Raw genomic sequence first — 13,096 nt, 5'->3', positions numbered from 1 at the left:
GACCCGCAGGTAGCGGGTGCCAAGTCACAGGATGGGACGGGTCCGATCATGCTTATCCGCGATGAGACAGAGGCCGATATTCCGGCAATCCACGCATTGCTGGCGAATGCGTTTGCAACCGCACCACATAGCCAGCAAACCGAACATCTGATCGTGGATGCATTGCGCGACAAGGGCCGTTTAAGCCTGTCGCTTGTGGCAATCGAAGATGACGAACTTGTCGGTTGCGTTGCCTTTTCACCGGTAAAAATCGATGGCCAAGAAAGCGACTGGTTCGGTCTTGGCCCGGTTGCGGTTAACCCCGACCGGCAGGGCTTGGGGATCGGATCAGAGTTAATCCAGGCCGGAATCGCCAGACTGCGTATCAATGATGCAGCTGGTTGCGTGGTCCTTGGCGAACCGGACTACTACAGCCGCTTTGGCTTTGCGCCCCTGCCCGATCTGAAACTGGAAGGCGTTCCCGACCAGTATTTCATGGCTCGACCGCTGATCGATACTATTCCGGCAGGAAATGTTGATTACGACCCGGCCTTTTACATCGCCCCGCAGCACTGAACAAAAGAAAACAGCCGGAAATTCCCGACCGTCAGCCGTTTGATAGCCTGTCATCAACAGCTATTGCGGTCCCCGTTTGATCCGGATTTCGACTCAGTACAAATGCTGCCCGCCGGTGACAAAGATCTCCGTGCCGGTGACATAGCTGCTGTCGTCGCCGACCAGATAATGCACGGCGGCGGCCACGTCTTCGGGGGTGCCCATTCGGTTCATCGGGATGCGGGGCACCAGTGCCTCGTATTCAGGGGAAATCATTGCCGTTTTGATTTCCCCGGGGGCGACAGCATTAACCCGCACCCCCAGTTCGGCAAACTCCACCGCCATTTCACGTGTCAGCCCCGAAAGGGCGGCCTTCGACGTGGAATAAGCCGACCCGGCAAAGGGATGGACATAGTGGCCCGCGATCGAGGTAATGTTGCAAATTGCCCCCTTGCCCCGGTGCAGGGCAGCGGCAAAGCCGCGCGACAAAGTCAGCGGGGTAAAGAAGTTCAGTTCGAACACATCACGCCATGCCTCGATATCGCCATTCAGGCAGCCCAGCCGTTCTTTATACGGCGTCTTGGGCGATACACCTGCATTGTTCACCAACGCATGAAGCGGATCGTCGCCCAGTACTTCGTTGGCCTGTTTGATGAAAAATTCGACATCTTCGGGTTTGGAAAGATCGGCGGCAATATGAATACCTTGTGCCGGATCACGCGGGCAACTGGGCGGCGGGGCCTCGCGCGAGCAGCAAATCACCCGCCAGCCACGCGCGGCAAAATAACCGACCGTAACATGGCCGATCCCGCGGCTTGCGCCGGTCAGGACAACGGTTTTCGGGGCATTGGTATTCATTGGGCGGCTCTTTCAAATCCCGCGCGCCAAAATGGCGCGTTATATCGTGCAATAATCTTCTTATAGCATTGCTATCCGCGGCAGGCACCTGTCGCAACACGCGTTCCTATATAGGATGAAGGTTGTGCCAAAACCAGTCAAACGGCTATGATCATTGTCAATTCAGGAACGGACATCCGATGTGCAGCCAATACCAGCTTATCAGCGACATGAATGCGTTTCAGGCGCAATTGGCCATCGACCTTACGGATATCATTCGCAAGGAAGCATCGGATTTTCCCAATGAAACCGTCCCTGAAGATCAGGAAGAACTGGAAACAGAGACGGACGAAACCGTCTTTGAAACACTTTCAGGCATTCGCCGCCCGACCGATCCGGTGATTGTCATCCTGCCGGGGCAAAAACCCGTCTTGCGCCGCTGGGGTTTAAGCGTTGCGACACTGAACGCGCCATTGATCAATGCACGCGCCGAAACCCTTGATCAAAAGCCGACCTTTCGTCCGTTGCTGGAACGGCGTTGCCTGATCCCGGCGACAAGCTGGTTTGAATGGCGCAAGGACGGCGCGGTCAAACACAAAACCCGTATTACCCTGCCCGATCATCAGCCAGTGCTGTTTGCCGGGCTTGAAAATGGGACGGAGGCAGTAATTATCACCTGTGCCCCCGCGCCCTCGATCGCGCAGATCCATGACAGAATGCCCACCGTGATCGGACCGAACCATATCGCCGGATGGCTTGATCCCGCCAACCGGTTTTACACCGTGCGTCACATGCTGGGCCCGGTGCCCGATCATGTTCTGAAATGGTCCGAAGATTTGCCGGACAGCACCAAAACCGCCAAGCAGGACGACGGCCAGATCGATCTTTTCTGATCGGCCGGTCATGGATTTAGCGGTTTATTCGCTATCCGCGTCATTCGCCGCACAGGGCGTTGCATTGCAGGCGCTAACAGTGCCGGTGGCAACATTGCCATAACCGGCCACAACCGCACCAAGATCGGGCAAACCGACATTCTGGCGGGCGAGTTCCCGGGCCAGATCCTCGGACATGGAAGCGAAATCAATGACATCGCGAAGTGATAACATGGGAATTCCCCTGCCAGACGTTTCTTCCACTGTTCTTTTATCGGGCGGAGAGCCTCGTTAATCGGGCTTCCGTCTTTGTAAGATTTCAGTAACGGTGGCCGGTTTTCTTCGCAGACGCAACAAAAAAAGGCGCAGAAGACTGCGCCTTTAGTGTCATATACCAATGATCATACAAATAATCATCCGGATATCAGGAGGTTACGTGACCCTTGGGTCAATGCATTATCCAAAGCGGCAAGGTGCATTTTGCCAGCATGTCCTGCGTCACCCCACCAAGGATCATTTCCTTGAAACGTGAATGGCTGTACGCGCCCAGAACGATGCTATCGGCACCAACCTTTTCCGCCTCCGATATCAAGGCATTAGCAACATGCGACTGTTCGGGTAATTCGGACACCCTTGCCTCGACTCCATGCCAGACAAACTGTTCGGCCAATGCCTTGGCACAAGCCCGGCCATGAGGGACTTCGCCGACACTAACGATGGTGACTTCCTTGGCCGTACGCAGAAGCGGCATGGCCGATGTCACGGCGCGCGCGGCTTCGACCCCGCCATTCCAGGCAATCACGACTTTTTCACCAACGGTTTCCGGTGTTTTTTCCGGTGCAACCAGTAACGGGCGACCGGTTTCCATCAGGGCGGCATCAAAGGTTAGCGACGCGGCAGCTTCGCGCGGATCGCGGCCAATCACGACAAGATCAAACAAACGACCGCGTCGTGCGACCGTTTCGTCCTCGCGACCGTTATCACGCCGCCATGCGCAGGTCGCCTGAAGATCAGGCATCGGAACCGCAGCCTCCGCGACGGCGGCGGCATCGCGTGCCGCGTCATAGGCTGCACGCCCGCGGGTTTCACGTCGCTGGGTTTCGCTTTCGGCTGCCCGCATCATTTCTTCGATGATCAGACCCGACATACCTTCACCCACAATCGGGATCGCATCCTGGGGTTCGGCCGCGACAAACAATGCTTCGAGATGTGCATTAAATCTTTTGGCCGTTCGAAACGCCAGATCAAGTACCCGCTGATCTATATTCGAACCTGCCACCGGAGCCAGAATCGTTCTTACTGCCATCGCACTCACTCCCGAGATTGGTGTGTCTTTCGACACATATGTCTTGTTGCGGTCAGTTCAACGCGTCAAGACGTCATGCAGGGCCAGTCTGCAACCGCAAAACGCATCTTTCCTTGTTCAAGATCAAAACTTTCATAAAAGAACCCGTTTTAATCAACGAAACCGCCCTTTCCGCTACGAATTGCTTAGCTGGTGACGAAATCCAGTGTAACATCAAACCAATGCGTTGCTGAACGACGAAGATTAAATAGATTAACCGGTTTGTCGAATTCAACGCGCCAGAAAATAGCCGAACCGACTGCGAGAATGGATACTGCGCCTGATGCCTTATAGCAATTTACACAAAAACGCTCGCGATGCCGCAGAGTTCCTGAAAACATTGGGAAATGAATGGCGCCTTATGGTTCTTTGTTCACTGGGAACAACCGAAAAATCGGTCAGCACACTGGAAGGTGAACTGGGCATCAAGCAATCGGCTCTATCACAGCACCTTGCCAGATTACGCCGTGACGGGCTGGTGAAAACGCGCAGGGAATCGCAAACGATTTACTATTCACTGGCCAATCCCGATATCATGAAGATCATCGGCGTATTGCAGGAAGTATTCTGCCCTCCCGAGGAAGCTTAAGACTTCCTCCGACCCGAAACGCGCAGATCCCGGGGGCCGCGCGTTTGCATTTCCGGAATCTGGCAACGTTTCCGAAACCTCTCAGGGGAACAGCTTCTGCAGGTTCCACCCCTTGTCGTCGGCATCGCGGGTGTAAAGCTGGCGATCATGCAGGCGAAACTTACCCTCGGACCAGAACTCGATACGATCAGGGATCAGGCGGAAACCGCCCCAATGGTCTGGGCGTGGCACTTTTCCCAGTCCGAACCTGGCGGTAAATTCAGCAACCCGTTTTTCCAGATCGAACCGGCCGCTCATTGGGCGGGACTGGATTGAAGCCCAGGCACCAAGCTGGCTACCGCGCGGACGCGATGCGAAATATTCATCTGATTCCGCACCGTCAACGCGCGTAACTGCCCCTTCGATACGCACGCATTTCTCTAGCGACTTCCAGTGAAAGCACAGTGCGGCAAAGCTGTTTTCGGCAAGCTGATCGCCCTTGCGGCTTTCATAATTGGTATAAAAAACAAAGCCGCGCTCGTCGAACCCCTTTAGCAGAACGATACGTGCCGAAGGCCGCCCGTTGGCATCAGCTGTCGCCAGCGTCATCGCATCGGGATACGGTTTCTCCTTGTTTTTCGCCTCGTTAAACCACACGTCAAAAAGATCGAACGGAACCGAATGGGCTTCATGCCCAATTTTTGGCGTATTTTTTTCGTCCATTGGGGTCAGGATTCCTTTGATAGTTCAAAATCCGCACCAAATTCGAAAGATACGGGTTTTGGATATACGTGAAACGACACACTCAAGATCGTTCCGTAGATACAGAACATATCGGTTGGGACAGGAAAGACAAGGTAGGCAAATAAATATGAAATTCCGTCATATCGTTATCCCCGTCATGATGACCGCATTCATTGCCGGTTGTGCACAGGATCAGGGTCAGAAACAGACCGCAGGCACCCTTCTGGGCGCGGTTGGTGGTGCTGTTGCAGGTGCCCAGTTCGGTAAAGGATCGGGGCAGCTTGTAGGTGTCGCACTTGGTACGCTTGCCGGTGCCTTCATCGGTAGTGAAGTAGGCCGGTCGCTTGACAATGCGGACCGTGCCATCATGGCGCAGAATACCCAGCGGACACTTGAAAGTGCCCCCACGGGCCAGACTTCGACCTGGAACAATCCCGATACCGGTGCGCGGGGTACGGTAACCCCGGTTCGCACCTATCAGGAGCCCAAAACCCAGGAATATTGCCGTGAATACCAGCAAACCGTCACCATTGGCGGCAAGCAGGAAGAAGCTTATGGCACCGCATGCCGCAAGCCGGATGGCAGTTGGGAAGTTGTGAACTGATCTTCACGGCATGACATTTAAAAAAAGCGGCGCGTTCCTTGCGGACAGCGCCGCTTTTTCATATCTGAGCCATGTCAAGGACAGCAATTAAAACAAATGGCTTCCTTGCCACAGCCGATACAGGCTTATAATACATCTATAGAGTTTCCCTTTATCCAACCGGTCAGGCGATGCAGGATCCCTACAAGACTTTGGGCGTTGCCAAAAACGCCACCCAGGACGAAATCAAGAAAGCCTATCGCAAACTTGCGCGCGAGCTTCATCCGGACGTCAATCCCGGCGACACCAAGATCGAAGAGCGGTTCAAAAAAGTTTCGGCCGCCTATCATCTTCTGGGGGATGCCGAACGTCGCAAGAAATATGATGCGGGCGAAATTGATGCTGATGGCCGTGAAACCGGGCCGTTTGGCCGTGGTGGTGGCGCGCGTTACAGCGGTCAGGCAGGTGGCGATCCGTTCGGATTTTCCGGTGCCAATGCCGAGGATATCTTTGACGAGATTTTCGGCAAAGCTGGCCGTGGTGGTAGCGGATTTGGTGGTTTTGGCGGTCGCAGACAGGCCGAAAAGGTCAAGGGACCCAATATTTCCTATGAACTGAGCCTTGATCTCGCCGAGGCGATTATCGGCACGACCAAGCGCATCAACCTTGCCAGTGGCAAAAGTCTTGAAGTCCGCATTCCCGCCGGAAGCGAAGATGGCCAGACCCTGCGCCTGAAAGGCCAGGGGATGGCGGGCATGAATGGCGGGGAAGCAGGCGATGCGCTGATCAAGCTGCATGTCCATCCCGATAAAACGTTCCGCCGCGAAGGCAATGACCTGCATTGCGATCTTGCAATCAGTCTAGCCGAGGCAGTTTTGGGTGGCTCTATCGAAGTCCCAACGATCAATGGCAAAGTCAGCATGAAACTGCCGGCCAATGCCAATAGCGGCACGAAACTGCGCCTTCGCGGCAAGGGTGCGGCCTATGCCCGGGGTGACAAACGCGGCGATCAATATGTCCATCTGACTGTCAAGCTGCCGGAAAATCGCGATGACGAACTGATCGATTTCGTCCGCGAATGGTCGGAAAAGCATCCCTATAAGGCGCGCTGATACACTGATCCGGCGTGCCCCGTTGACGATTTGACCAGACTCAAGACCTGATCGGGTTTTCACGGGCATTCTGCCTTTGCAGTTTCATCTGACAAAGGCAGAAACCATGCGACCCATTGCACTTTCGACCGTTCTGGCCGGTGTTGCCCTGATCGGACTTACGGCATTTGTCGGCACGTCACGTCCGACACTTGAACTTTCCTATACCGCCGATTGCCAAAACAGCGCCAAATGGCAACGCTTCCTTGAGACCGAAGGTTTCGATGTTCGTGCCGCACAGGTCAGTAACCTGTCGCTTTCGGAACAGCAGGCGATGATGATTACCCCGGCATCAATGCGCGATTGCAAGATCGGGCGGGTTGCGGGTTACAGCGTGATCGGCGAAGTTCCGTCGGGCGATATCGTAACGCTTTTGCGGCGCAAACCGGCCGATGTCATCGCTCTTGCCCGTGACGATCAAACCGACGAAACAGTCGCGATCCATTATGACGGCTCCGTCGAACGCAGCAGGTCATCGCAATGAGGGGTATTTCGCGCTTGCGGCTTGCCTTCACAGGGATCGGAGTGGTGACGGTTGGCGTATTGTGGGGCAGTGCGGCCATGGTTTGGCTGTCATTGCCGGACGGATCGCCAACTTTCTTGCCTGCAGACAGCCTTTTGCCCGCAATCGCGATCAGTCTCGCGATCTTTGGCGGACTTGGCTTTGGAGCGGCGGTTTTGACCGAACGCTGGGAAAATGAAAGCCTTAGAAACCGGTCATCAAACCGGTCCTAGGTTGGGGCCAGTGGCAGGCCCCTATTTCTTCCCCCGCCCGACCATGATCATGTCCCTATCCTGTGCGCTTCCGGCAAAGGCATCGAACTGCCGGCCGATCTTTTTGAACACGGCAAGGCATTGTTCAAGTTCTTCGTCGGAAACATCAGAGAAAATCTGGGCGCGCACACCCTGTATCACCGCCTGGATCTGACGCAATGCCGGTTCGGCCTTTGCGGTCAGATGAACGGTTTTTGCCCGCCTGTCATCAGGGACTTCGCGCCGTTCGATAAGTCCCTTCTCTTCCAGCCAATCCAGTGTTCGCACCAATGTCGGCCCCTGCACTCCGGCCACACGCGCCAGTTCCTTTTGGGTCAGGTCATGATCCGCCGTGCTGAGGCGAAACAGGATGATCCAGCGTGCCTCGGTCAAAATAAAGGGTGATAGACGCCGATCAACTTCGGCGCGCCATTGCCGGGCAAGCATACCCAGCCAGATACCGAACTGTTCACGTGATGCATTGCTGTCAGGGGGATTTGTCATGGGAAACACCTGCGGGAGGATTTTTGATCCTAAAGATTTAGATAGATAGCTATCTATCGTCAAGGAAGCTGCCTTGAAAATCCCAACTAGGAACAACACAACCCTATCTCGCAGGGGCGGGTTCGCGCTACCATATGAAATAAAACACTTTCCATTCGCCAATCGTCATACAGGGAAGACACAGGGCACGCATGGAACAATTCTGGAATCCCGACCAGCTCGTGATCTGGCTTGAACAGGCCGCCGCATGGGTGGAAACCAATGTACTGCTTGTCCCGATCCTGTTGCAGATTGTTGCCTGTCTGCTTGCCGTGATACCGGCCCTGTTGCTGCGTCGTCCGCTTTCGCATCAACTGGCCCGTTTGCAAAACTGGCGGGCGCTTTTGCATTATGCCGGGTTCCGGCGATTGCTTGCAGTTTTGCCCGACCTGGCATTTCCGATCATTCTGGTTCTGCTGATCTGGTTTATTGATGCCGTCGCGATACAGGCAGGGCTTCGGCATAATATCCTGCGTCTCGTTGCAAGCCTTCTGAATGCGTGGATTTTCATTCGTCTGGGCACGGCCGTTGTCAATGACCCAGTCTGGGCGCGAAGCATTGCGATCATCGCCTGGGGACTGGCTGCGCTTAACATCGTCGGCTGGCTTGATCCGACGATTGATCTGCTGGACAGTCTTGCCCTTCAAATCGGGCAGTTCCGGATATCGGTATTTGGCATCCTCAAAGCGATGCTGTCGCTGGCGATCCTGCTATGGGTTGCATCCTTTGCCTCGCGCATTTTCGAACAACGCATCCAGAAGGTTCATCGTCTGACACCCTCGGTTCAGGTGCTGATGTCCAAGCTTCTGAAACTCGTGCTGCTGTCGATTGCGGTTTTGTTCGCGCTATCGACCATCGGTGTCGATCTGACCGCGCTTGCTGTCTTTGGTGGTGCGATCGGTGTCGGCATCGGGTTTGGTCTGCAACGGATTGTCGCCAACCTGATCAGCGGTGTAATCCTGTTGCTGGATCGTTCGATCAAGCCGGGGGATGTGATCGCGATTGGTGATACGTTTGGCTGGATACAGTCGCTTGGCGCGCGATACACTGCCGTTCGCACCCGTGACGGCACCGAATTCCTGATCCCGAACGAAGACCTGATCACCAATCAGGTCGAAAACTGGAGCCATTCGGACGTCAAGCTGCGCCTGAAGGTTCCGGTTGGCATCGCCTATCGCTGCGATCCACATTTCGCGATCAAACTTTGCAACGAAGCCGCGGCAAAATGCACCCGCGTTCTGGACAATCCGGGCCCCAATACGTTGCTGCGTGGCTTTGGCGACAATTCCGTTGATCTTGAAATCCGTTTCTGGATCACGGACCCACAAAACGGTCGCGGCAATATCATCAGCGAAGTTTTGCTGAACGTCTGGGACAGCTTTAAGGAAAACGAGATCGAAATCCCGTTCCCGCAACGCGATCTGCATTTGCGCAGTAGTGATGGCGATATCCGGATCGAAATGAGCCGTCCGGATGACGCATCCGGTGATACAACACCGGACAGCCGGGATTAATCAACGATCTGCGTCATATCTTTTGGCCCGATTTCGCCTGATGATTCCTGTTCCCGCTTCGGTTCCACCGTTTCGGGTACCTTGTCCTCGGATTTGGGTAAATCAAGAAGCTCGGCAACATTGACATCAAGTACCGTCTTGCGTGTTTTTTCCAGTTCGACCAAACGTTCGCGCATCGCAACTGGCCAGCCACCATCGGCATTGACCAGAAGTAACCGGTCATAATCCAGAAACAGCCCAAGTCGGGTCATCAAATCCACCAGCGTAATCCGCGACAAATCCCCCGATAGCAGCCAGCGATGGCTTTCGGATCGTTCAATCAGCTTTTCACGACGAAGTGCTGCCAGCGCCCAGTTCAGATCCCGTCCGCCAAGTTTGGTTTCACGTAACATCCGACGATAGGTTGGCGGTTTGGAGGCCTCGTGGAAACGGTGTTGCAGATATTCCAGAACCCGCAACACAGCGATGATGCGTTCCATCTGCCCCGGCACCGCCCCACGCGGATCGGGGATCAGTCCGGCGGCGCGCGCCGCACGCCATTCGGACCGTGCCGCGGCGACCTGCGCGCCCAGCAAGACAACAATCCAGGTCAGATACATCCATAACAGGAAGATCGGCACAATCGCGACCGCGCCATAGATCGTCTGATAGGTCGGGAAATTAATGACGTAAAAACCAAATCCCTTTTTAAGCGCCTCGAACAGACCGGCCGCCACCAACCCACCCAAAATCCCGTCAATGATCACGACCGAACGGTTCGGCATACCGATAAACAAAAGCGAGAAGGCAATCGAAGATAACAGGAACGGTGCCAAAAACGTCAATTGCCCGATATGTTCGCCCAGCCCATCGGCCCCGACCATATAGCGCATGGCAAAAATATAGGATGCCACCGAAAGGCTTAGCCCCAACAACATCGGCCCGACCGTCAGCAGGGTCCAGAAAACAACCAGTTTCGCCAAAAGCTTGCGCGGGGTGGTAACACGAAAGACATCGTTCATTGCACCTTCGATCGCACCAAGCAGCATGACGGCCGTCAAAGCCAGAACAATCGTGCCTATTGCTGTCATCTGGCCGGTGTTTTGAAGGAACCCGCCAAGATAATCGGTTACCTGTTCTCCGGTTTCGGGAAGGAAATTGTTCAGGACCACGCCCGTGATCTGGTCCTTCCACTGGTCAAAGACCGGAAAGGCCGAAAGAACCGTAAGGGCCACGGCAAGGAACGGCACCATCGCAAGAAGGGTTGTATAAGACAGGCCTGCTGCGCGCTGGATGGATTTATCATGGATAAAGCGCATGATGGCATAGCGCCAAAACCCGGTGCGATCGTTCAGTATTTGCCCGATTGGAACCATTAAACACTTATCCCTGCGCAATTTCCGGTTATAGTGTAATTGATCAACAGGATAGCGCGCCGGCACAAGATAAAACAGGCCAGATTGACCTTGGCTTCGCTTTGTGTAGGATGCGCCCAATGTCAAATGCCTCCTGTGTGGGTCACAGCTTTGTTCCGCGCTGCATGCCTGCCAGAGAGAGATCGTGGGAACGAGAGGGAAAATGAGCTTTTCCGCCGAAAACATTTCCGGCCTGATGGCTGGCAAGCGTGGCCTGATCATGGGCGTCGCGAACGATAAATCCATCGCCTGGGGTATTGCACGCACTGTGGCTGCCGCTGGCGCCGAAGTTGCTTTTACCTTCCAGGGCGAAGCACTTGAAAAGCGTGTTCGGCCATTGGCGGAGTCTGTTGGCAGCGATATCGTCCTGCCCTGCGACGTGACCGATGCGGCAAGCATTGATGCCGTGTTCGAAACGCTGAAAGAAAAATGGGGCAAGCTGGACTTTGTGGTTCACGCTATTGGATTTTCCGATAAAAACGAACTTCGTGGTCGCTATGTCGATACCTCGCCTGAAAACTTCGCGCTTTCAATGAACATCTCGGTCTATTCCTTTACCGCCGTTGCACAGCGCGCGGAAAAGCTGATGACCGATGGTGGTTCGCTTCTGACCCTGTCCTATTACGGGGCGGAAAAGGTGATGCCGCATTACAACGTCATGGGCGTTGCCAAGGCGGCCCTTGAAGCCAGTGTGAAATATCTTGCCAATGACCTTGGTCCGGATCGCATCCGTGTGAATGCCATTTCGGCAGGCCCGATGAAGACCCTTGCCGCGTCGGGGATTGGCGATTTCCGCTATATCCTGAAATGGAATGAATATAATTCGCCGATGCGCCGCAACGTTACCCTTGATGATGTTGGCGGGTCGGGTCTGTATTTCCTGTCGGACCTGTCAACCGGTGTCACCGGGGAAACCCATCATGTCGATTGCGGTTATCACACCGTTGGCATGAAGCAGGCAGACGCACCTGACATCAATGTTCAGAAAGCCTGATCTGAACATGATATGATCTTGCGGGCTGCCTCGCTGGCAGCCCGTTTCGTCTTCAAACACCTGAATTCTGGATATCGGAAATGGCTGGCAACAGTTTTGGCTCCCTGTTTCGCTTCACCACCTTTGGCGAAAGCCACGGCCCGGCCATTGGCTGCGTCGTTGACGGTGTGCCGCCGCTTCTTGACCTGACCGAGGAAGACATCCAGCAGTTTCTTGAAAAACGCAAACCGGGCCAGTCGCGCTTTACCACCCAGCGCCGCGAACCCGATCAGGTCAAAATCCTGTCAGGCGTGTTCGAAGGCAAAACCACCGGCACCCCTATCGGACTTCTGATCGAAAATGTTGATCAGCGCTCCAAAGATTACGGCGAAATCAAAAACCAGTTCCGCCCAGGCCATGCCGATTACACCTATTGGGAAAAATACGGCATCCGTGATTATCGTGGCGGTGGGCGTTCATCGGCGCGCGAAACCGCGATGCGGGTTGCGGCCGGGGCGATTGCGCGCAAAATCCTTGGCGATGACATCAAAATCCGCGGCGCCCTGATCAAGATGGGCACCAAGGAAATCAATCGCGACAACTGGAATTGGGACGAAGTTGATAACAACCCGTTCTTTTGCCCCGATGCAGCCGCCGTTCCGGTTTTCGAAGAATATCTTGATGGCCTGCGCAAGGATGGATCATCCGTCGGCGCCGTGATCGAGGTTGTCTGTTCCGGTGTGCCGGTCGGGCTTGGCGATCCGGTCTATGACAAGCTTGATGCCGACATGGCCAAGGCGATGATGACGATCAATGCCGTCAAGGGTGTTGAAATCGGCAACGGGTTCGAAGCCGCCGAACTGACCGGCATCGAAAATGCCGATGAAATGCGCATGGGCGAAGATGGCAAGCCGGTCTTTGGCTCCAACCATGCGGGCGGTATTCTGGGCGGGATTTCTTCCGGTCAGGATGTTGTCGTGCGCTTTGCCGTCAAACCGACCAGCTCGATCCTGACACCGCGCAAAAGTGTCGATATTTTCGGCAAGGATGTCGATGTCGTGACCAAGGGCCGCCATGACCCGTGTGTTGGCATTCGCGCCGTTCCGGTTGGCGAAGCCATGGCTGCCATCGTTCTGGCCGATCATCTGCTGCGCCATCGCGGGCAGTGTGATGGCTGGAATCGCAACAAGTAATTCCGGCGGCATTATTTTCCTGCATTAGTCTGTCACAAGCGGGATCGTGCACCGTCAATAGTGCATGAACCCGACATTGTACAAAGCCCTGA

General features: G+C 54.9%; 16 protein-coding genes. 10 read left to right on the top strand and 6 right to left on the bottom strand.

The features are described 5' to 3' along the window. Positions 1-48: 48 nt before the first annotated feature. Entirely contained in the window at positions 49-555 is a 507-nt protein-coding gene (locus R1T41_RS15340) for a GNAT family N-acetyltransferase (protein ID WP_062952464.1), read from the top strand. Between the two features lie 93 nt (positions 556-648). Here R1T41_RS15340 and R1T41_RS15335 read toward each other — a convergent pair whose 3' ends face one another. Further along, a complete protein-coding gene (locus R1T41_RS15335; RefSeq protein WP_317337707.1) occupies positions 649-1,392 on the bottom strand; it encodes an SDR family oxidoreductase in 744 nt (247 codons plus the stop codon). A 179-nt stretch (positions 1,393-1,571) separates the two neighbouring features. On the opposite strand from R1T41_RS15335, the gene R1T41_RS15330 reads away from it, so the two are divergent. Then, positions 1,572-2,264, top strand: a complete 693-nt coding sequence (locus tag R1T41_RS15330; RefSeq protein ID WP_317337706.1) for an SOS response-associated peptidase — start codon at positions 1,572-1,574, stop codon at positions 2,262-2,264. A 24-nt stretch (positions 2,265-2,288) separates the two neighbouring features. Here R1T41_RS15330 and R1T41_RS15325 read toward each other — a convergent pair whose 3' ends face one another. Both R1T41_RS15325 and R1T41_RS15320 read right to left on the bottom strand, forming a co-directional pair. Beyond that, positions 2,289-2,477: a hypothetical protein gene (locus R1T41_RS15325; protein WP_062952461.1), complete on the bottom strand. Its 189-nt coding sequence runs from the start codon at positions 2,475-2,477 to the stop codon at positions 2,289-2,291. A 214-nt stretch (positions 2,478-2,691) separates the two neighbouring features. Beyond that, entirely contained in the window at positions 2,692-3,549 is an 858-nt protein-coding gene (locus tag R1T41_RS15320; RefSeq protein WP_062952460.1) for a universal stress protein, read from the bottom strand. 322 nt (positions 3,550-3,871) lie between these two features. Between R1T41_RS15320 and R1T41_RS15315 the strand changes: the two genes are divergently transcribed. Continuing rightward, positions 3,872-4,177: an ArsR/SmtB family transcription factor gene (locus R1T41_RS15315; RefSeq protein ID WP_062952459.1), complete on the top strand. Its 306-nt coding sequence runs from the start codon at positions 3,872-3,874 to the stop codon at positions 4,175-4,177. An 81-nt stretch (positions 4,178-4,258) separates the two neighbouring features. Here R1T41_RS15315 and pdxH read toward each other — a convergent pair whose 3' ends face one another. Beyond that, on the bottom strand, positions 4,259-4,879 hold the full coding sequence (gene pdxH, locus R1T41_RS15310; RefSeq protein WP_062952458.1) for a pyridoxamine 5'-phosphate oxidase: 621 nt from the start codon (positions 4,877-4,879) through the stop codon (positions 4,259-4,261). Positions 4,880-5,027: 148 nt separating this feature from the next. On the opposite strand from pdxH, the gene R1T41_RS15305 reads away from it, so the two are divergent. The 4 genes from R1T41_RS15305 (at position 5,028) to R1T41_RS15290 (ending at position 7,369) form a co-directional block, all read left to right on the top strand. After that, the gene (locus tag R1T41_RS15305) at positions 5,028-5,504 is read left to right on the top strand and encodes an RT0821/Lpp0805 family surface protein (RefSeq protein ID WP_062952457.1); all 477 of its coding nucleotides are present in this window, start codon (positions 5,028-5,030) and stop codon (positions 5,502-5,504) included. Positions 5,505-5,674: 170 nt separating this feature from the next. Continuing rightward, a complete protein-coding gene (locus tag R1T41_RS15300) occupies positions 5,675-6,595 on the top strand; it encodes a DnaJ C-terminal domain-containing protein (RefSeq protein ID WP_062958999.1) in 921 nt (306 codons plus the stop codon). A 106-nt stretch (positions 6,596-6,701) separates the two neighbouring features. After that, on the top strand, positions 6,702-7,118 hold the full coding sequence (locus R1T41_RS15295) for a DUF411 domain-containing protein (RefSeq protein ID WP_147253512.1): 417 nt from the start codon (positions 6,702-6,704) through the stop codon (positions 7,116-7,118). Continuing rightward, positions 7,115-7,369 carry a hypothetical protein gene (locus R1T41_RS15290; protein WP_247793671.1) on the top strand — a complete coding sequence of 85 codons (255 nt, stop codon included), beginning with the start codon at positions 7,115-7,117 and terminating at the stop codon, positions 7,367-7,369. The genes R1T41_RS15295 and R1T41_RS15290 overlap by 4 nt, the downstream gene beginning before the upstream one ends. A gap of 21 nt (positions 7,370-7,390) precedes the next feature. On the opposite strand, the gene slyA is transcribed toward R1T41_RS15290, so the two are convergent. After that, on the bottom strand, positions 7,391-7,891 hold the full coding sequence (gene slyA, locus R1T41_RS15285) for a transcriptional regulator SlyA (protein WP_317337705.1): 501 nt from the start codon (positions 7,889-7,891) through the stop codon (positions 7,391-7,393). 191 nt (positions 7,892-8,082) lie between these two features. Between slyA and R1T41_RS15280 the strand changes: the two genes are divergently transcribed. Next, on the top strand, positions 8,083-9,444 hold the full coding sequence (locus R1T41_RS15280) for a mechanosensitive ion channel family protein (RefSeq protein ID WP_097050649.1): 1,362 nt from the start codon (positions 8,083-8,085) through the stop codon (positions 9,442-9,444). On the opposite strand, the gene R1T41_RS15275 is transcribed toward R1T41_RS15280, so the two are convergent. Next, complete coding sequence (locus tag R1T41_RS15275) at positions 9,441-10,799, bottom strand: YihY family inner membrane protein (RefSeq protein ID WP_062952451.1); 1,359 nt, start codon at positions 10,797-10,799, stop codon at positions 9,441-9,443. The two genes, R1T41_RS15280 and R1T41_RS15275, sit on opposite strands and share 4 nt — an antisense overlap. Before the next feature lie 202 nt (positions 10,800-11,001). Between R1T41_RS15275 and fabI the strand changes: the two genes are divergently transcribed. Next, the gene (fabI, locus tag R1T41_RS15270) at positions 11,002-11,832 is read left to right on the top strand and encodes an enoyl-ACP reductase FabI (protein WP_062952450.1); all 831 of its coding nucleotides are present in this window, start codon (positions 11,002-11,004) and stop codon (positions 11,830-11,832) included. Positions 11,833-11,912: 80 nt separating this feature from the next. Next, a complete protein-coding gene (gene aroC, locus R1T41_RS15265; protein WP_317337704.1) occupies positions 11,913-13,004 on the top strand; it encodes a chorismate synthase in 1,092 nt (363 codons plus the stop codon). Positions 13,005-13,096: the final 92 nt, after the last annotated feature.

Source organism: Thalassospira lucentensis (assembly GCF_032921865.1).
Lineage (GTDB): Bacteria > Pseudomonadota > Alphaproteobacteria > Rhodospirillales > Thalassospiraceae > Thalassospira > Thalassospira lucentensis_A.
The sequence above is the reverse complement of the archived record's forward strand: the minus strand, read 5'-3'. Positions and strand labels throughout refer to the sequence as shown.